The organism is Pedobacter nyackensis (assembly GCF_032678475.1).
GTDB lineage: Bacteria > Bacteroidota > Bacteroidia > Sphingobacteriales > Sphingobacteriaceae > Pedobacter > Pedobacter nyackensis_A.
Genome location: NZ_JAVTSF010000001.1, coordinates 788,176 through 808,726 on the forward strand (window position 1 = coordinate 788,176; position 20,551 = coordinate 808,726).

At 39.9% G+C, this 20,551-nt stretch carries 11 protein-coding genes; 4 read left to right on the forward strand and 7 right to left on the reverse strand.

What is annotated here, in order from left to right:
• Positions 1–8: 8 nt before the first annotated feature.
• From R2Q84_RS03200 to R2Q84_RS03230, 7 genes are read right to left on the reverse strand one after another with little or no spacing between them, the layout of a single operon-like run.
• Positions 9–734 (reverse strand): hypothetical protein, encoded by a 726-nt coding sequence (locus R2Q84_RS03200; protein ID WP_316815081.1) that lies wholly within the window; start codon positions 732–734, stop codon positions 9–11.
• Between the two features lie 10 nt (positions 735–744).
• Positions 745–2,274, reverse strand: coding sequence for a RagB/SusD family nutrient uptake outer membrane protein (locus R2Q84_RS03205; protein ID WP_316815082.1), 1,530 nt, complete (start codon positions 2,272–2,274; stop codon positions 745–747).
• Between the two features lie 11 nt (positions 2,275–2,285).
• Entirely contained in the window at positions 2,286–5,426 is a 3,141-nt protein-coding gene (locus R2Q84_RS03210) for a SusC/RagA family TonB-linked outer membrane protein (RefSeq protein ID WP_316815083.1), read from the reverse strand.
• Positions 5,427–5,451: 25 nt separating this feature from the next.
• Positions 5,452–6,567 (reverse strand): DUF5007 domain-containing protein, encoded by a 1,116-nt coding sequence (locus tag R2Q84_RS03215; RefSeq protein WP_316815084.1) that lies wholly within the window; start codon positions 6,565–6,567, stop codon positions 5,452–5,454.
• Between the two features lie 29 nt (positions 6,568–6,596).
• Positions 6,597–7,712 (reverse strand): fasciclin domain-containing protein, encoded by a 1,116-nt coding sequence (locus tag R2Q84_RS03220; protein ID WP_316815085.1) that lies wholly within the window; start codon positions 7,710–7,712, stop codon positions 6,597–6,599.
• Positions 7,712–9,271: a RagB/SusD family nutrient uptake outer membrane protein gene (locus tag R2Q84_RS03225; protein WP_316815086.1), complete on the reverse strand. Its 1,560-nt coding sequence runs from the start codon at positions 9,269–9,271 to the stop codon at positions 7,712–7,714. The genes R2Q84_RS03220 and R2Q84_RS03225 overlap by 1 nt, the downstream gene beginning before the upstream one ends.
• A complete protein-coding gene (locus tag R2Q84_RS03230; protein ID WP_316815087.1) occupies positions 9,271–12,201 on the reverse strand; it encodes a SusC/RagA family TonB-linked outer membrane protein in 2,931 nt (976 codons plus the stop codon). Before R2Q84_RS03230 ends, R2Q84_RS03225 begins: the two co-directional genes overlap by 1 nt.
• 738 nt (positions 12,202–12,939) lie before the next feature.
• Here R2Q84_RS03230 and R2Q84_RS03235 point away from each other — a divergent pair.
• From R2Q84_RS03235 to R2Q84_RS03250, 4 genes are all read left to right on the forward strand, one after another.
• Positions 12,940–14,913 (forward strand): neutral/alkaline non-lysosomal ceramidase N-terminal domain-containing protein, encoded by a 1,974-nt coding sequence (locus R2Q84_RS03235; RefSeq protein ID WP_316815088.1) that lies wholly within the window; start codon positions 12,940–12,942, stop codon positions 14,911–14,913.
• 34 nt (positions 14,914–14,947) lie between these two features.
• Complete coding sequence (locus tag R2Q84_RS03240) at positions 14,948–16,915, forward strand: zinc dependent phospholipase C family protein (protein WP_316815089.1); 1,968 nt, start codon at positions 14,948–14,950, stop codon at positions 16,913–16,915.
• 11 nt (positions 16,916–16,926) lie between these two features.
• On the forward strand, positions 16,927–18,069 hold the full coding sequence (locus R2Q84_RS03245; RefSeq protein ID WP_316815090.1) for a hypothetical protein: 1,143 nt from the start codon (positions 16,927–16,929) through the stop codon (positions 18,067–18,069).
• A gap of 182 nt (positions 18,070–18,251) precedes the next feature.
• Positions 18,252–20,441, forward strand: a complete 2,190-nt coding sequence (locus tag R2Q84_RS03250; protein WP_316815091.1) for a right-handed parallel beta-helix repeat-containing protein — start codon at positions 18,252–18,254, stop codon at positions 20,439–20,441.
• Positions 20,442–20,551: the final 110 nt, after the last annotated feature.

The following is a 20,551-nucleotide window of genomic DNA, read 5'->3' on the forward strand; positions in this document are numbered from 1 at the left end:
AGTTATCTCTATCGAATGATCATATCAGAGATCAGATCTCCAGAATTAAGCCCAAATGCATAGCCGTAGAGGGCCAGGGAATGAACTACCCCATTCTTAGGTTTGATATCTGATGATGAGATACGAAACATGTTAGATATCTGATCCGGATTCGACACATCGTCTATGAAGCCGATGGTTAATGATCTATGACCGATATACTGAACACCGCCTACATCTCCATAAATGACCCCTATTCTGGATACCGTTTTGTTGTAAGCATAATAAGTCTGACCTGGATAAACAGCACGGAGATCGGGATCATATTGCGGATAATCCGACAAACGTTTTGCTCCCCTGAAGATATGCCTTTGCAAATACTTGGCCCATATTGTGCCATCGATATCGTCCAGCGCTTTTACCGTATCCTTACCATTTCTATATAAAGCTGCATTTAAGCTACCTAACTTTTTAACATCGCCGATTAACTCCTTGATTTCATAATCTGTAGGCGCAAAAAACGTAATTTCCTCTTTGTTAAAAAGATCTTCCATACCGGCTAGTTTAACAATGGTAGCAATAGTATCAAAAGGAACAGGTCTTGATTTAAGATATTCCAGCATTGTACCATTAAAATTAGCCTCAGCTTTACCCCCATCTATATAATATTCGTCACGCTTACATCCTGCCAGGCAAAAGAACATGGCCATTACTAAAAGGAAATAGGTTTTACTAATAATTTTTATCTTATTCATTTTTTCTTATTTAGATTCCCTCACTATTTATCCAGTAATCATTAAGTGTCATTAAAGGATTGTTTCTCAAGGACTCCCTGTCAATCGGCCAGGTCCATGCTCCCCTATTAAACTGATCAAGTGTTAAGGGATTATTAGCCCAGCGCTGACTTAAAATTCTTTTTGTTCTTACCAAATCAAACCAAGCATGCCCTTCTCCCTGAAGTTCCCTGCATCGCTCCAGGAATATAAAATCTTTCAAATCCCCTTGCCCGGCCGAATAAGGCGTGGCCTTAGCTCTTGCGCGAACCAGATTCAAATGAGAGATAGCCTCCCCATCACGATTTAGCTCTGCCAATGCTTCTGCCTGTAACAGGATCGCATCAGCTAAGCGGAAGATCAAAAAGCTGTTCTCCGGATTCCTATCCTCCTCACCTGATGCAAAAACGTTTCCTGCAAATTTTGGAATGGTGAACCGACCATCATCGGCGTAGATATCCTCGTACCAAAGTTCCTTTCTCATATCAGCAACATCTGGCGGAAACAATTTTTGCATATAACTTGCTCTGAACACCATAAAAGAGGTAAGAAAAAGGTTAGCCGGGAATTTATATGGATATCTTAGAAAAAGGTCGGCAAATGGAGCAGTACTCCCCGTACCATCGCCATAGTTAATACTCCGATAAAATTCAAATAAGCTTTCCTCCGAGCGTCCTTTTGTTACGTCAGCCCATCTTTCTATCGGCAGCAATGAGTAAGCAAGATTATTCTGTGCCATTAGTTCGCTACCGTACTTTACGGTTTCCTGGTAATAGGCTGTTTCATTTCCAGTATCAAAACCTGCATTCCACATGCTCATATGCATAATCAATGCGATCGCAGCCCCCTTAGTTCCCCTCACACCACGTAATGCAGGGTCATCATATACCCAGGGCAACTGATCAACATGCGCCTTCATATCGGCAATACACTTTTTAATCACCGTCACCATGTTTTCGCGAGGTAAAGGTTCAGACTGATAGGCCTGAGTATAATATACCACATCACCATATAGCCTTACCATCCAGAAATAGGTGAAACAACGTATAAAAGTAGCTTCTGCTATATATTTGGCTTTCTCGGTTTCGGAAACTCCGGGAACTCCTTTATTAAGTTTATCAATTAAGATATTGCAATTTTGTATGGCCTGATAGTAACCGGTCCAGTTAATAATCTTACGATAGCCAGAAAAATCTCCATCGCTAAGCACCGTGTTTAAATTGTTTTTACCAAGGATATCTACCACTCTTGTGCTGGCAAACTTTCTGTTGCCAGGAACGGCAAACACCTCGCCTGATCGGGTTTCACCGATGGCTCCTATCACCCATGTTTCATTAATTTTTTCAAAAAATTTAAGATAAATACTGGTAACATTTGCTTCTACATCTCCCTTAGATTTAAAGAAATTATTACCCGTAAGTTCAGTAAGCGGCTTTACATCCAGATAATTCTTGCAACCCATTGGTAATACAAGACAACTTCCTATTATAGCCGCTGATATATATATTTTTATTGCTTTCATAATTGTATCTGTTAAAGTTCCAGGTTGATTCCAAATATATAGTCTCTCGAAGGCGGATAGCCGGCCGAAAGATCCCTGCCCAGAGCCGTTACGTTTTCAGGATTGGGTCCGGAATAACTCGAAAAGGTTATCACATTACTAGCACTTGCTTGTACCCTCAGGTTGCTTGCACCCAAACGTCTCGAAAAACTCTTAGGAAAAGTATAATAAACAGTTACGTTATTTACTTTAAGATAAGTTCCATCTTCCTCCCATAAACTCTGATCATATCTGAAAGGTCGTACCGCCCCATAACGCTTATAATCATAAGCATAGGGATAAGTAGCAATATCACCCTCCTTACGCCACATATCTACATCAGGAAGAGAAACAACAGCTTTCGCAGCAAATGGATCGTTCATAATACTCAAACGACTTGCCAGGGCATTGTTCAGAATAGTTCTTTTTGCTGTATACGAAGTATATATATTGACTCCCAACGACTTATACTGCAGTGTAGCCGACATCCCTCCCGTTAGCAGAGGTTGTGAATTCCCCGTAATCTGATAATCATTTCTGTCCATAATATAATCACCGTTTACATCTTTAATGATCGGATCACCCGCCATATAAAAACGCTGCTGAACCTGATAGCGCAATCCTGTTACCGGATCAACAGGAACATCTCTGTCATAAGCATACACACCTTCATTGATATACAGATAATTAGACAATGAATTTCTTCCGACCCTTAAAATGGTATGTTGTCCGTCCTCACCAGAGAAAACAATATGCTGTCCGTTATATCCTGTAGGCAAACGGGTCAGAATGTTATTGTTCCATGCACCATTAAATGAAAGGTTTAGTCTGAACGGACTATTATTGGATAACGGACGAACTGCGAAATACAACTCATATCCATAATTTACCATTCCGGTCTCGTTACTTGGCAGGTTACTGAATCCGATGGTATTGGACATCGTTCTATCAAACAACTCGTTTTTTATTTCACTAAAATAAGCATCGAAATTCAGGTCTACTTTCCCCTTAAACAAACTAAGCTCAGTACCTAAATTGTACATTTCGCGTGTTTTAGGCTGCAAATTTGGATTCGGTATAGCACCAAAATCAATACCTATACTTTGCTGTCCGTTATAGTTGCCACCTATGTTATATTTACCATAAATACTTCTTAAACTACCTGTTGGGGTAATGTTCTTTCCCCAGCTTATTCTGATTGATCCTGAATTCAACCAGCTAAGGCTCGACAACCATTCCTCCTTATTGAAGTTCCATCTCAAGCCTACTGCCGGATTTTTAGAGTAAGGATTATTTAATCCACTGGCAGAAGTTCCATCCATACGGTAAGACAAATCCAATACATATTTACGCATAAAATCATAGGAGGCTGATCCCCAGAAAGAGGCTCTGCGATCATTGCTATAACCTAAAACTCCTCCACCTTTCGAATAATACCCATCAAAGCCCAATGGTCCCTGTAATTGATCGTTAGGCGTACGGTCCTGTCGTACAGAAGACTGTTGCCCATTTGACTCATTGATATCGTTGGCCAGTGATGCATAAACACTGTGCTTTTCTTTAAATGTAGCAGAGTAATTAATCATATTCCTATTGTATAAGGAATGAGTTCTTCCGTTAAAGCCATAAACCCTGGAGAATTGTCCATTGGCCGCTGCTGGAGTAAAGGTGTCTTCAAGGTTCGAAGTATAACTATAGTTTACAGTGGACAATAACCTGAAGCCCGGTAAAAACATATATGAAGCGTCAATACTGGTTCTGATATTTCGTGATGAATTATCATTAATGGTTTCCAATGCCGATACCACTCCACTACTGGCCTGATAAAATGATGGTCCGGGAAGTAAAGACGAAGCCTGGGCATTGTCGGCTACACCACGTTGTAGAAAACCTAGTCCATCACCCTTTTGCTGCTTTCCTACACCGCCGGTAAAGTAGGCTGTAAATCTGAAACGGTCATTAGGTTTTAGTTCCGCGTTCATATTCAGCGTATACCTGCTAAATCCCGTATTCTTCAACACCCCCTTATTGGCAAAATACCCCATATTTGCTTTATAATTAAACTCCTTATCACCTCCATCGATTGAAAGGTTATGCGTTTGATTATAAGTGCTATGGTAAAATATATCCTGCCAGTTTGTTGAATTATTATAGTAACTGTTCAAACTATCCGACAACATCGGAACCTGGGAAATCCTCATGATATCGGCGAAATTCAGCGCATTACCATAAATCTGCTCCAGTTTTAACCGACGCTCACTATTGCCCCCCAGTGTTTTCCTCAGGGCGGGTGGTGAGCTTACAAAAAAGTTACTGACATACCTGATTCTTGGAATTAAAGACTGTCCTCTTTTTGTAGTAATAATGATTACTCCATATACTGCTTTAGAGCCATACAATGCAGTTGCCTGCGCATCACGTAAAATTTCAATACTCTCGATATCTTCCTGTGGGATAAGTGATAAAGGACTGATTCCCGGCCCCTGAAGATCAAATCCCATCTCCGTTGCCACGTCCGCATCAACAGGAATTCCATCAATTACATAAAGTGGAGAAGTTGGTTCCAAAAATGCATCGTTATTACTTGAATTACTTACATTCAAGGTAGATAAACCACGAAGCTGGGTAGTTCCCCTGAATCCCGGAGCACCAGTATTGTTCTGAATGTTCAATCCAGGTACCTTTCCTTGCAGTAACTGTTCAATATTTGCAACCGGAACATCCTGTAATTCTTCACCTTTAATGGTGAATGATGAACCTGTAGTTACCTCTTTTGAACGCGCAACATAACCACGAATTACCACTTCATCCATACTTTCATTCGTTTCCTTGAGCTTGATATTCAGATTCAATTGTTCTGTTGTGACCTTTATTTTATGCGGATGGTAACCCATATATCTAAACTCAAGTGTAGCTCCTACTGGCAACAAGGTTGTAAAACCTCCATTTCCATTGGTAAAAGTTATCGGCTTTGCTGGAGTTCCCGACATCAAAGTCACAGCCGGAATCGGCTGTTTCGTTCGTTCATCAGTTACGATACCTTTTAGCGTCACCTGTTTAACCTGCTTAACCTGTGCTTTCAGGCCTGCAGACATAAATGCCAGACAAGCCAAAACCTTTAAAATTATCTTCATTTTCATATATTAATAGGTATTAGCTTTATTCATCTTCAAATTTTGGATTGTCATTACGGAAATGAAAAACAACTTCCCAATCACCTTCTCTGTAAATACTGAAATCAAGCCCTAAACTCCCCGTTTCGCGAATTCCTCCGAAACCCAATCTGGAGTAACTAAAATTCACATTCGCCCTTCCGCCACTGGCATAAGGAGTAGTTATGTTAATTAAAGGGATTGGATAGGCCACATCATACTGCACATACTCACTGGTTATTGTGCGATTAAATCCGTGAACCAGCTGATCCCATCTGGTTTCATTAAATCGGGTAGGATCAATTGGCATAGCATCCTTGTCCAGGAACTTAAATCGCAAAGATTTACCATTGCCACCAGTAAATGGTCTGATATACACCACCACATCCTGAGTGGCATCGTTTGAAATCAATTCTTTTCGGGAACTTTTCCCAATGATATTGGATAAACGTGATGGACGAATGCGGTTTACTTTATAAGCACCTACAAAATCCTCTGGTTTAGAACCGATTTTTCCTGTGTAAGGATTAAAATCAGAAGATGGCTCATACGGACGTTCACGCCACAATCGCAGTTCCATGTCTTTTATAAGCACTTCACCACCAATATTTTTTATCCGCACGTCAAAATAGCGTCGTTCCTGTACCAGGTTGGTGCTGTCCGGATTTCTTGCTTCCACAAGGTCATCAGTAGCTGAATTCCATAGGATAAGTTGTCCCGATGAACGCACCTCCAAAAGCGGTCTGGTTTCTTTTCTCCGCTTACTGTTAATTTCCTCCAGGCTCTTCTCCTTACCGTCGTAAGCAGCTGTCCACACCCAGACCTCCTTTGTTTTAAACAAATCGGTCATCGGACGGCCATCTCCATATCGTGCGTTAATTATACTAAAAGTTAAAGGTTGAGTCGAATTATCGGCATTCACAGTACCCATTAGCACTGTACGTCCCAATACCGGCTCGAAGAATTTAGAGCCGTAAGTTATTTTATTACTGATATATTCCCGCTCTGCAGGTACTTCAAACAATTTCCCACAGCCCATGAAAGATAGAATAAAGGGCACAGAAAATAGCAGCTTCCTGCACTTACCTGGAATGATACGATTACTATTAATATTGAAAGTCATTTCTATATTTTGGTTTTATGATCTGTTTATTATTTAAAGCCAAGGATATATTCAGCTATTTGTAGTTCGTTTCCTGATCCATTATTTTGTGTAATGTTCATACGATAATGTTTGTAAGCCTTGGTATTCTCAAAACGGTAGATTTTTTGCAAAAAGAAATCTTCGAAATTCTGTCCGCTCCTTTCATCCAAAATTTCCCAGTTAATCATATCGTCAGAACCTTGTAAATTCCAGGCCTTTGGATTACGTCCCGGAACATCATTAGCAGAGGTAAAGGCATAAGAATTACACACCTGAGATTCAGGAAATTCAACATTCATCCAGAACGGTTTCGTAACCAATGCATTTCTATTCAGGAATTTTGTGAGTCGGTTTTCATCAATCATAAAATAGGACCCCTCCTGACCTCTTGGCCCTCCTCCTCCTTCGGCTGACACGGTAAATATTCCCCGATACAGTTTGATGTAGTTTATCGGTGGGAAAGTAATCGTAAAACGAATTACAAAATCCCTGAAACCTGTAACATGATCCTGATCAATGGTATGAATTACACCATTTACGGCAAAGAGATTAGTAGAGCTGGTAGTAGTAGTAGTCCAGTTTCTGGAAAACTGACTCCATTTCATGTCACTGTAGCTAATTACTTTCGGTCCTCCGTGTTGAAAACCTGAAGTTGCTACAGTATTCAATTTTGCATTCATTTTATATCCAAACCGTACTCCGCGTAAAACTACCCCGTCCTGATTAGCTAATTCCTCAGTTGAATACTGACCTCGCATGATATATTGGGTCATAATGGTATCCAGCTGAATGTAATCCATGTTCGACAAATTCACCGGTCCTCTTCCTGCTAATTTCCGCGTGTTGTTTAAATTAGCTACAGCTAAGCGAAAGCTGGAATTTGTCACCGCAAAAACGGTGATGTTGCTATCCATCAATGTTGGCTTCAGACCAAGACGATCCACTACCAGAATCATAGAATCGTAAATGCCCTTTTTACTTTTCAGATAATCGTAAACATTTACCTGAACTCTTTGACTAATAGGTTTATGATCATAATACCCAGAATCCTTACGACAGGCAATTAAACTTATTGTAGCCATTCCTATAAGGAACAAATACTTTTTTATTCCACTGATTTTCATTATTTCCAATAAGAATTTTGATTTAACAATTTATTTTGTTGCAATAACACCTCCGATACAGGCCAGTATATTCCGCCAGAATTAATTAGTTTCATGAAGTCACTATTATTTTGTCTGATCTTATTGTAGCGGATCTGATCATACCAAAAATGGCCCTCCCCCATTAATTCTCTTTTTCGCTCTTTAAAAATGGCATCAATCACCAAACCGTTTACAGCTTCACTATAGGCTGGTAATCCACGTCTTGTTCTCATGGTATTCAGGTCATTAATTGCTCCCTGTCTGTCACCAAGTACCGAATTAGCTTCTGCACGCAACAAATACATATCCTCCAATCGGGTGAACAATGCAACGCTGGAGAAGAAACTGAACTTAGGATCATTTGGGGAAGTTGAAGCGGAACCTCCCATAATGGCCTTAATTTTACTAAAAATCGGGTAGCGTCCATCAAAATTATAGAAGTAGCGATCAGTCGTTGGCCTGCCAAGGGTATCCTGCCCAAAGCGTGAGTCCTTCTTTTCATCGAAAACCTTAAGAATAGAATCTTTCGGCATATAGATATCTGGAACCTCTTTATTTACAAATGGAAAAGCAAGTGTCAATTCCTCGATGTTACCCGACATACCTCCCTCTCCTTGTGCATAGCTTGTATTAAATCCGAATAGATGGCCTGATTTTCTACCGTTGAAAAAACCGTCTGCATTGGTCAGTGAACCTATATCACTCAAGCCTACGTCAGCAGTACCAGCCTCATTGATAATTTTAGATGTATAAGTCGCCACCTTTGGATACTCACCCTGCCAAGCTGCAATATGTGCTAGAACAGCATAAGCAGAAACACGGCGTGCCAGTCCACCCGACCAACGCCCACCATCCTGACCATAATAGAGTCCCGGTTGTTTCGGATCGTTCTGACCATATCTATTTGGTAAGACCTCTATAACTTCAATCAATTCCCTCTCGGCCCAAGCCAATACTTCAGCGCTACTATTCTGGGCTTTATTTTCAAACTTCCCATCATGCGAAGAAATGATCAGCGGAACATCCCCCCAGATCCTGACCATATAGAAATAGGCATAAGCCCTTAGAAAACGGGCCTGAGCAATATCAACCTCCATATTGTTAACTGTATAGCGAAGGTCAGCTTCCCTGACCTTATGCACCCGCTCAATGAAAACGTTTGCAGAATTGATAACAGAATACCATCTTCTCCAATTAGAAAGCTCATTCAGCGTTTTGTAGGAAGCCATAAGACGATTATCATTAACCGCTTTTAAATCCTGACGGGAAGGACTAATAAATTGTCTTCCACGCACATCCCCATAAATCCAATGGGCATTGTTGTCTACCATTGCCGCTCGGCCCAATCCATAAATACCCATTAGCGCTGCACGGGCATCTTCCAGCTTGTTCCACATGTTAATTTCCCCAACAACTCGAGTGGAGGGAGTATCTGTCAGTTTTTTACAACTATTCATCAGCATTAACAGCATGGGAACAGCCATCAAAAGGACACTTTTAACAGGACTAAAATCCTTATATTTAAGTTTTCTTTTCATTACAAATTCATTTTTAATCCAAGCGTGTAAGTTCGTGCAAGAGGCAACCCATATCCTGTATCATACCCCGTGTATGAAACTAATTCAGGATCAAGGCCTTTATAAGAGGTGATGGTGAAAAGATTGTTCGCCATCAAATAAACATACAAACCGTTAAGTTTAATTTTCGACCCAGCCAACTCTGATGTCAGATCATAACCCACTGATAGTGTCCGCAGTTTAAGAAAAGATGCATTCTCTAGAAACAGGTCCTGATCCACACGGAAAGGAATCACGCTACTCCAGGGATTATACAATGGATAATCGCTTCTATTTCCTCTTTTCTCCCAGAACGTAATTTCCTTTACGGCGTCGATAGAGTTGCTTCCTTCCCTATTGATAAAGTCAAGAGAGTTAGACATCCTCTGATTCACCACACTGCGCCCCAGATTAAAATAGAAATTCATATTAAATGACCATTTGTTGTATTCGAAGTCATTGTTAAAACCTCCGATTACCACCGGAAGGCTATGACCGAACAAGGATTTGTCTCGGTTATCAATCAGATTGTCACCATTTAAATCCTTCCAATTCGGATCACCGGGCTGAATTGTTGTTCCAGTATATTGCTTGGTTACCCCATTTACAACCGGAATATCATCGATGGAAGTATATATACCTTCATTAGTGAATAGCCAGAATCTATCCATGGCTTCACCTACTTTTAATAATTGATTACCAACTATGATTTCCTTAAATCCGCCTGGCAAGGCCAACAATTTATTGGTATTATAGGCCAAATTAATAGCTGGAGACCATGAAAATCCATTAGTCGTTGATTTAATTGCATCATAACTGAGCATTAATTCTGCGCCCTTGTTGTTTACCGACATGCCCGACTCTAATGAAGATTTATATCCATATTCAGCATAGGCAGGAATAGCCAATAATTGATTTTTATCCGTTTTTGTATATAAATCAATACTTCCGTGCAGACGATCCTTCGCCAATCCGAAATCTATTCCAAAATTGATTTGATCGGTATGTGCCCAGGGTACATTATAACCTACCCAACCCAGATTATAAGGACGGGCAAGAGTAGATGTTGCGTTAAATCCCGGCACGGTTATATTGCCAGTATATCCGATATCGGCAGTATACTGGGGACCTTGTCCGTAATGATCATATGTATTTAACTTTCCTAATCGACCTACACTTAAACGCATTTTAAGTTCAGTAACGTTTGTATTATTAGTAAGTAAATCAGCCTTAATATTCCATCCTGCTGAAGCAACTGTTGACATGAACCATCTGCTGGTAGGTTGCGCATTTGACGAAGCATCTCCTCTCAACAATAGTGAGAAATTATATTTGTTTTTGAATTCATAGGAGCCACGTCCATAAACTGAAAGCAAATTATGACGCGTTTTATCCAGAAATTTAAAAAGCAATTGCTGTGGGAATGACGTGGGATTAAGATCTTTATCTATCATATTTAATTTGATAAAATCATTAACCCCTCTATAAGCATATCCATAATTATATTTTGAATAATCCCACTGAATAGATTGTCCAGCAGTTAGATTCAATTGGTGATCTGTACCAATTTTTTTTGCATATGACAATACATTATCGAAAAGTAACCTTTGGTTATACCCAAAATAATTTGAGGCATAACTATTGGCTTCCATCAATGGCCTTGCAAAAAAAATATCCCTATTAGCTTCATTATAGTCGACAGCTATTTTAGAAGTAATTTCTATGTTCTTTAAATCAACTGTTAAAATTCCATATCCATCCAGGAGGTTGTTGAAATTTCTATCGTAGCCCTTTCCGAATTGTTGAAGATAATCTCCATAAACCTCTTTGTTAGGTGCCAACGGCATTGCCAGTGAAGGAACATAATTAGTTTGTCCGAAGCGGTCTCTCAAGCTCCTGTTTCGATCACGCTGCAAACGGTTGGCATTCACCATAATCGAGGCTGTCAACCACTTCAAAGGCTTCATGTTCACATTAAACATTACCGCATATCGATCGAATCCTGTAGAATCGGCTAATCCCTGATTTTTGGTATTACCTACTGAAAATCTGAAGTTTGCACGTTCTCCACCGCCCGACAAATCAGCAGAAAGATTATGTATAAACGCATTACGATAATAGTAATCTGTCCAGTTAGAAGGGCCATTATATAAGGTACTTGCCGTATCACTCAGGTATTGAGGATAAAAATCTTCATCTGAGTACCTTCCTGTTGCAGTATATCTATCGTAAAACTGCTTTCTGAAGGCATTTTCATAAGTAGCATTTACTGTAGTTACCTGCGGACGAGGTGCAAAGCCAAAATAGCTGTTAATACTGATCCTTCTGAGTTTGGCTGCTTTTTTAGACGTAAGAACAATTACACCATTAGCAGCATTAGGTCCGTAAAGGGCAACCGCAGCAATATCACGCAATATTTTAACATCCTCAATATTGTTCATATCAATATTGGTGAGCAGGTTTGTGGCCGTACCAATACGATTATATTGATGAGATTGGATGTCGTAAGCAAAAGGATGCTCACCAATAAGTGGTATACCATCCAAAACTACCAAAGGTTGCTGTTGTGAAACATCTGCCGGCGATATTAGTGGAGCTGAAATGCCTCTTACAAACATATTCTGAACAGTGCCGGGCTCGCCGCTTTGTTCCTGAACATTAAGTCCGGCAACCTGCCCTTTTAGATATTGCTGTAATGAAATAACAGGAATCTCAGCAAGTTTAGCCGGTTTTACAGTTGATGAATTTTTTTCTTTTTTTACTTTTTTTGTAACAAAAAGCTTGTTAGTATCAAGCTTAGTGGTATCTCTCGAAGGTGCTTGAAAAAGACATACGTCTGATTCCGCAGCATAAGAATAAGAAACTTCAATGCACAATAAAGCGCATAGCAATAACTTAAATTTACTACACATAGTAATTAAATTAATTTATTTTATTAATTAGAAAATTTTAAACTTATAGACTATATTTAAATAGCTACGTGCGGCATAACGAAAATTGTAGATTTTTGTTCATAGTTGGTGTGTGTGTTTTTAAAGTGTTTTATCTCCAAACGTTATAAAAAATAACATAAAGAAACTTGAGAATAAATAGCGAAAATCAGTGCACTAAAATTTGCTTTTTATAAACAATAACTATTTGGTTTAAGAAAGGGAAAATTAACAAAAGGCCCACCGGTGAACTACAAGAAATTTGACTAATTATTATGCTTTCTTTGCAATTGATCAATAAATTTTGAGCATTCCGTTACCGCAGATAATCATAAAAAATGCGCTCAGACTATTCCTATCCACCATAGCGCAATCTAAGGCGTCACTTTATACAAAAAAACGCGCCTCCCTAGTATTTCATTTTTATCGATTCCCTCTATGATAACTCTATAGGTGCCGGTAGGATCAGAATTATAATAACTGAAAGTTGCTTTTCCACTGGCAATAGTTCCAGAATGCCTAATCCTCCAAGAAAAAGAATCGGTTTTAAACCTAATGACTTGTAATTGTTTATTAGCATATACAATGGCATTAAATACATAAAGGATACCATCTCCATAAATCACTCTAATTGTGATATTTAAGAAAATTAAATCCATTTTACAGGAATAATATATAAGTTTTTTTTATGTAGATTTATATGAAGAAAACATCTAAAGAATGAAGCTTAAAGTAAACCTGCTAACCTCTTTAATTATTATTCTAGTGGTTACACTCACCGTTCTTGTGCCATCTTGTAAATTAGCTCAGGTCATCACAAAGCCTGCTCCGGTCGAATACAATATAGGAACCGGCATTGCTATAGTTACCGACCCCGCTATTGGCCTGGGTATGCAAGGCATGTCTGATGACAATCAAAAAACTGCCGGTGTAGAATCCGAGCTGTACGCAAGAACATTCATCGTCCATCATATCGGCACAAATAAAAGAGTGGTGCTGTTGAATGCCGATATCTGGTCTTGCACCCATTCCATCAAAACAGAAGTCATCAAAAGATTGCAATCAGAGTTTGGCAATCTTTATAATGATGAGAATGTACTTATTAGCGGCACACATAATCATAGTGGCCCTGGTGGTTACAACTATTATTATCTGTACAACCACAGTATGCGCGGGTTTGATGCACATAACTTTGAGTGTATTGTATCAGGGATGGTAACTTCTATCAGAAAAGCCCATAACAACCTTGCACCCGGGAGAATATATATGCAATCCGGAGAAATAGCTGATTGTGGAAGAAACAGATCAACAGAAGCCTATAACAATAATCCTCAACAAGAGCAGGATCAGTATAAGGACAATACAGATAAAGAAATAATACTGCTCAAATTTGTAAAAGTTCCGGACAGCACAACGGAAAAACCGGCAGGGATACTCACCTGGTATGGAATACACCCTACTGACCGCGGGCAGAAAAACACTATGGTTAATGGTGATAATAAAGGCTATGCCTCTTCTCTTTTTGAAAATGACATGGACACTAACGCTATGGTGCAAAAACCATTTGTAGCTGCTTTTGCCAATAGTATTGCTGGCGATGTATCAGGTAATGTAGAATACGGACAAAGACCCGATGGTACTAACGATGTAGCGCATATGAAAGTACATGGCAGAAGGCAATATGCGGCAGCTAAAGACCTCTACAAAAACGCAGTTACCAACCTTACGCTTATAAGCGGACCAATTGACTTCAGATATCAGTATGTAGATATGGTTGCAAAAACGGGTGCTCCCGGCTGTTTAGGATTGTCGATGTTTGCTGGCAGTACTGAAGATAGCGATCCAGGTTCAGGCTTGAAAGAGGGAATTGTAGAAGGGAATGTCCTGGCTACAGAACGAACGGCACAGGCAGTTATAGGCATGGGGTTTGGTCTGGCTTCCGGCGTTCCCTATGCAAAACTGGTAGACCTTAATTCGTCTGAAGTTAATATCCAATTACCAAAGCCCATTACGCTTATTCCCGGATACACAGGAAATGGAATGGTTCCGCTAAGCCCCACTATCCTACCTATACAGATTATCAAAATCGGAAACCTTGCTATTGTTGGTTTCCCAGGCGAGTTGACAACTATGGCCGGAAGAAGATTAAGAACCGCTGTTTTTAATGAATTGAATGGATCAGGTATCAATAAAGTGGCCATTAATACTTATGCTAATGATTATTCGCAATATACCGCTACTAATGAGGAATACCAGAAGCAGCATTATGAAGGAGCTTCAACGCTTTTTGGCCCTAAAGCCTTAGAGACCTACATTACCGAATATACAGCATTAGCCAAAGCTATAAAAACGGGAAGCAGTGTTGTTCTGGGGCCGCTCCCACCTGATTTATCTGCTTCCTGCAAAAAAATACAAAGAATTACGATCAGGAATGAGACGGCCGACAGCAAAGCCCTTTCATTTTATAATATCAATGATCCTGATATGCTCGCTTCACGTCCATCTGCGCCCAATACCATTCCCGGGAATGCAGATTTGTTTTTTAGTGTGGAAGGGCTGCCCGGTGGGAAAGATGTGAAAATAATTGTGAACAACAATAAGCAGAATGTGGTGTCGGTACACTACGGTCAGCTATTGCGCATATTGCCAGACGGCTCTTTGCAGGTAACAGCTTACGTACCCCCTCCAAGATAAAGACTAAAAGAATTATCACCTAAAAAACAATATTATGCCAGGACCAGCATTACACCACATGATAGCAGATAAGCTCAAAGCCCGCATCTCGCAGAATGAAGGCTTAGGCGATAATGCAACTGCCGCCCAATACGCCGCTTTGCAAAACCTGTTGGCAGACCCCAAAAACCTGCCGTATCTTTTCCTTGGCTGTCAGGGCCCCGACTATCTTTTCTTTAATACAAAAGATATGCCTGGCCCAACGGGAGCAATTGCCAAACTTTACTTCGAAGTAGGGGATTTTATTGAAGAATTTAAGCGAACACTTTTAGCAGCAGTACCGCAACCCGTGTTGGATGCCCTTGCAGCATTTGACGAAGCGGCAAACGAGGTTATTGAAGACTCTGTGCTTTTAAGCGAATTACAGCAAACTTTTGAAGACCTGAGCCGACTGATGGATGGTTTTTCTGCCACATTGATGGAAGCGGTCAAAAAATTTATTACAGAATTTAATGTCTTTGAAATGGTATCGCATCCTTACCGAGATGGAGCGGAGCCAGAAAAATGGTGGTGGTTTGATGCACTTCATTATCGTAAAACAGGAAAATTCGCGCAGGCGCTTTTAGACGCCACTTCCAGCGATTTGAACGACCCGAAAATATTGTACGCACTCGGTTATCTAACCCATTATTGTGCCGATACCGTTGGTCATCCATATGTTAACCTGGTATCCGGTGGTCCTTATCGCTCCCATGCACAAAGACACAAAACAGGAGAAAATTATCAGGACGTGTTTAACATGAAAAATGAAACCGGTGCCGACTGGAACCGATCAAAGCTACATGCTTTATACAATTTCAATTTTAGTGGTACAATTGACACAGAAAATAACGAACCAGACAGTTTCACCAATCTGCCTGATGACCTGGCAGAAATGATTGCTAAAACAATGAATACTGTATTTCAGGAAGATACCGATGTTACGCCTGAATATGGTCCTGAAATATCTGCTGACGACGTGAACAATGCCTATCGCCTCTATTACAAGTGGTTAAAAAACGCCACTGAAACAGGTACATTGCCCCTACCCGTTGCTTACTCCTTTTCAGCAGAGATGAGGGAAGTTTGGGAAAAAACCATGGACAATTTGGGAGATGTCGGCGACTTTCTGGAGAATGCCTTTGATGAAGCAGGCGATTGGGGCATCTTATCTATTTTTATTGCACTCGGAGCGCTGATTGTAGGTGCAGTTATGGCTGCAGCGGCTTTGGCCGATGGCATAGCTGGTGCTATCACTACTTTAGGTACTGCTACTATTCGCGCGGCGGCTTGTTTAATTTACGATCAAATTTATAATGCGTATCAGAACTTCAGACTGGGCGTAGCTATGAACGGACTTGCATTTCCGATGCAGGAACATTTGAATGACCCAAGACTTACACAATTTGCAAATCCTGCAAATGCAGATCCAACGGGCGTTAACGGAATTGCAGTTGCACCATTTTTGCCATTGCTTAAATTTATTCCCGATGGTTTGTCGCAAAGCGTATTTCATCAGGAGCGGCACCTTGTTTATCCAACCACACAACCTGAAAAAGACCAGGTAATGGGTATGTTGAGCAGCTATCTTACTCAGGCGTCTACACATTATGCATTTGGAGATATTCCGTTTAGACCTGAAGATCTTTTAGATAAATTAGAAAATCTGACACCTGATCCAGATCCTAAAAACAATGATGATGGACAAAAACTGGCACAACTTTTTGGAAAATCACGTTTTGGAAATGCGAGTTTGGGAAATGCAATGACATTGATTGAGAAATCACATCAGCGTTTTCAGGAGAAGAAAAATTTAATAGACTTTAATCTTGATGGTGACAGAGGTTATGGCTACCTGTGCTGGACACAAAACAGAATAACACCAGAGCCGCCAGAAAAGCCCGATCAACTAAAAGTAAACAATCCTACGGATACGGATCCAACTAATGATAACGTTCGCGTACAACTTAATTTCTTAAAATAAATATTGTACCCATGCCTTCAGAAAATTTAAAACGTGCCAGCAGCTTCATTAAAGAAATATTGGAGCAGCGCAAAGTAAAAGCATCACGAATAGATGAATATTGGAAAGCAACCAATGCTGAATCGCCTGTACGAAGAGAAAGAAAACCTCCGCGCGAATTCAAAGACAGCTCTTATTTATACATACGGTCTTATGATGGTGATAATGGTATACGTCCCGGGCTTTCAGGCGTTCCTTATTGGATCTCCCCAGATATAAATATTGCCCCACTTGCTTCGTTAAATTCTTATACCACAGAGCTAAACGTAGGTACGACTTATAATATCGACTGTTTGGTACACAACCGGGGTGACCTGAATGTTCCTGCTGCAAACGTTGAATTTTATTTAGTAACACCCAGTCTTGGCTTCGACACCAGGTTTGCAAAAAAACTGGGGGTTGTCAATACCTGGGTAGGCTGCTATCAATCTTCCAAAGTGAGTATTCAATATCTTATCCCTCCTGATCATGCCGGGCACAGGTGCTTGTTTGCCAGGGTATTTTCATTCTCACCAAAAGATTATCCGGCTTACGACACCCTTTTGAACCCTTATTATGACAGGCACATCGGGCAGAAAAACCTCAATATCGCTGTTCAGGAAACAAACATGGAGATACAATTATTACACATGCCCCAGGGGGATATCACGGTGCGCCTTATTCCTATGAACAGGGAGGATATTTTAGCGGTACGTCATCCTTCTGCCGGTGATTTTAAAATATTAGAAGGAGATCGGGTGAAAGAAATAATAAATGAATTCTATTTTGGTTTTGCAGAAAAAGAATCTGGAGCCGAACTCGCAATGGAAAGAGGTATCGCGCATATTAAATTCAATCGCAAGGGAAAATTAACACTTAAAGACCAGATACGAATGCCCGGCCGGATGGAAGAGCTTAGAAGAGCAATGTTGTCCGGAAGGAAATTACTCCCCCGGTTCAGGAATGTTATGAACGCAAACCGCATGATGAAACAGGAACAAACCATGACCCCTTTGAACTTTAAGATCCCCAATCTGGGATTGCAAAAGGGAGAAATGACGGGGATTGAAATTATAGCGACCAACAATGCGAGTAAGGAAATATTTGGTGGTATTACGTTATTGATAATCGGATAATACAAACTGTCCCTATGATTCCATTATAAAATGGAAATTTTAGAGATCAAAGGATGCTGATATGGCGTCAAAATAATGAAGTTTGACTTCGTGTTCAATTGAGTTGAGAAAAAAATAAATATTATTGTCCGAGATAATTTATCCCGGACAATAATATTTATTTTTTTTAAATTACCCCAATTATGTTTAAAACTCAACGACAATTAACACTTCTTAATGGACTAGATTTTTCCGGAGTGTCCAGGCTTAAATTAGTCTTTAGCATCCTTTTATCTTTCTTTACACTGCAAGCAGCAGCACTTGATCTGTATGTATCAGTAAACGGGAATGATCAGTGGTCAGGTAAACTTGCAAAAGCCAACTCTGCAAACACTGATGGACCTTTTGCTACTATAAAAGCGGCTAAAGAAGCAATAAGAAAATTAAAAAATAACCAGGTTTTAAATGAGCCAATCACTGTTTATATTCAGGAAGGCACCTATTTTTTAAACGAGACAATAGAATTTAACCCAGAGGATTCTGGTAGTGATAAGTATCCTGTAAAATACATAGGGAAAGGTAAAGGAGCCGTTTTTATCGGAGGTATTTCAATTGAAAAATGGCAAACTGAAAATGGATTATGGGTGTCCAGATTGGATAAAAACCTGGTAGATCAATATCATTTTGAGCAATTATATATTAATGGTTTACGTGCCCAAAGAGCAAAGACCCCAAATCAGGGCTTTTATTCACCTAAGAAAGTAAGGGAGACTGTGCTGGAAAAAGGAACCTCGAGTATCGCCAACAAAGCTGAACAACAAGTGTTTATTAGGGCTGGAGAATGGGGTTGGCTGAAAAGTATGACCGGGTCTGAAATCAATAATGCAGTTGTAACTTTTTATCATAAATGGGACAACACACGTAAGTATATTGCTGATGTTAATCTTCAGGATTCCAGCCTCACTATAAAAGGTAAAGGAATGAAACCCTGGAACCCAATAGATGAAAAGTCACTTTATATTGCCGAAAATTTTAAGGCGGCTTTGGATACTGCCGGCGAATGGTATCTGGAACCTTCCGGTAAGTTGTATTATATGCCTTTAAAGGATCAAAAAATGGATCAGCTTAGTGCATATCTACCTACTTTGCAACAATTACTGGTTATCAAAGGCGATTCAGATCATCCGGTAAGCAACGTCAGTTTTCAAAACATTACCTTTAAAGTGTCGGGGTATAAACTTCCTTTAGAAGGTCAGGATCCGGTACAATTGGCCGCGCCAACATTGGCAGCCATTATGCTTGATTATGCACAAGGTGTTAATTTTATAAATTGTGAAATTGCAAATACAGGGGCTAATGCGATTTGGTTCAGGACTGGCTGTTTAAACAGTTCGATATCTCAAAGCTTTATGCACGATTTAGGGGCCGGCGGTGTTAAAGTTGGTGTATTTGAGGCACCTGCAAACCGAACCGAAATTACCAGAAATATTACTGTTGATAACTGTATTATTCAATCGGGAGGTTACATATTTCCATGTGCGGCAGGTGTGGCGATTTTTCATGCGGCCGACAATAGGATCAGACATAACGACATCGGTGATTTTAGATACACGGGTGTCTCGGTTGGCTGGGTATGGGGATACAAGGAAAGTCTGGCCACGGGGAACATTATCGAGTATAATCATATACATCACCTGGGCTGGGGCGAATTGAGTGATATGGGAGGTGTATATACCTTGGGAATATCGCCAGACACTATTATTCGCAATAATGTAATCCATCATGTTTTTTCTTATACTTATGGTGGATGGGGCTTATATACTGATGAAGGATCAAGTGATATTATCATGGAAAAAAATCTGGTTTATCTAACTAAAAACACTGGTTTTCATCAACATTATGGTAAAAATAATACCATAAGGAATAATATTTTCGCCTTTGGCAAAGAAGCACAAATACAATTGACCAGGCCTGAAGATCATTTGTCGTTTAAGCTGACGAATAATATTATCTACTATAATCAGGGTGATTTGTTTCAAAAAAACATGAATAAATCCTGGAAAAAAGCATCAACCTTTATTGATTCTAACGTGTATTGGAACAGTGCTAAGAAGGCGGTTACATTTCCTGACGGGAATAGTGGTGAATGGCAAGCTAAGGGGCATGATCTTCATTCGGTAATTGCGGATCCGGAATTTGTTAATGTTCACAAATTTGATTTTCGTATTAAAAATAAAAAATTGGCATATAGTATTGGTTTTAAACCTTTTGATTATAAAAATGCAGGTGTATATGGAACGGCTGCCTGGAAAAATAAAGCACACCTATCGCAGACTAAACAAAAAGCGTTTGACCTGTTGCTGGCTAATCAACATATGAAGTTTAATGACTGATAGGCAAGCTTTAAAACATCCTTATTTAGTGTAAGTGGTGCGGAGTTCACGAAGCTCATAGCAGATTAATGGAAGCAATTCGTAAATTTGAGATCCACAAAAATGAAATC

Excerpts from the sequence above, each read along its gene's own strand:
- R2Q84_RS03215 (WP_316815084.1), bottom strand. The coding sequence starts at position 6,567 with ATGACTTTCAATATTAATAGTAATCGTATCATTCCAGGTAAGTGCAGG.
- R2Q84_RS03230 (WP_316815087.1), bottom strand. The coding sequence starts at position 12,201 with ATGTGTAGTAAATTTAAGTTATTGCTATGCGCTTTATTGTGCATTGAA.
- R2Q84_RS03250 (WP_316815091.1), top strand. The coding sequence starts at position 18,252 with ATGTTTAAAACTCAACGACAATTAACACTTCTTAATGGACTAGATTTT.
- R2Q84_RS03235 (WP_316815088.1), top strand. The coding sequence starts at position 12,940 with ATGAAGCTTAAAGTAAACCTGCTAACCTCTTTAATTATTATTCTAGTG.
- R2Q84_RS03240 (WP_316815089.1), top strand. The coding sequence starts at position 14,948 with ATGCCAGGACCAGCATTACACCACATGATAGCAGATAAGCTCAAAGCC.
- R2Q84_RS03200 (WP_316815081.1), bottom strand. The coding sequence starts at position 734 with ATGAATAAGATAAAAATTATTAGTAAAACCTATTTCCTTTTAGTAATG.
- R2Q84_RS03220 (WP_316815085.1), bottom strand. The coding sequence starts at position 7,712 with ATGAAAATCAGTGGAATAAAAAAGTATTTGTTCCTTATAGGAATGGCT.
- R2Q84_RS03225 (WP_316815086.1), bottom strand. The coding sequence starts at position 9,271 with ATGAAAAGAAAACTTAAATATAAGGATTTTAGTCCTGTTAAAAGTGTC.
- R2Q84_RS03245 (WP_316815090.1), top strand. The coding sequence starts at position 16,927 with ATGCCTTCAGAAAATTTAAAACGTGCCAGCAGCTTCATTAAAGAAATA.
- R2Q84_RS03210 (WP_316815083.1), bottom strand. The coding sequence starts at position 5,426 with ATGAAGATAATTTTAAAGGTTTTGGCTTGTCTGGCATTTATGTCTGCA.
- R2Q84_RS03205 (WP_316815082.1), bottom strand. The coding sequence starts at position 2,274 with ATGAAAGCAATAAAAATATATATATCAGCGGCTATAATAGGAAGTTGT.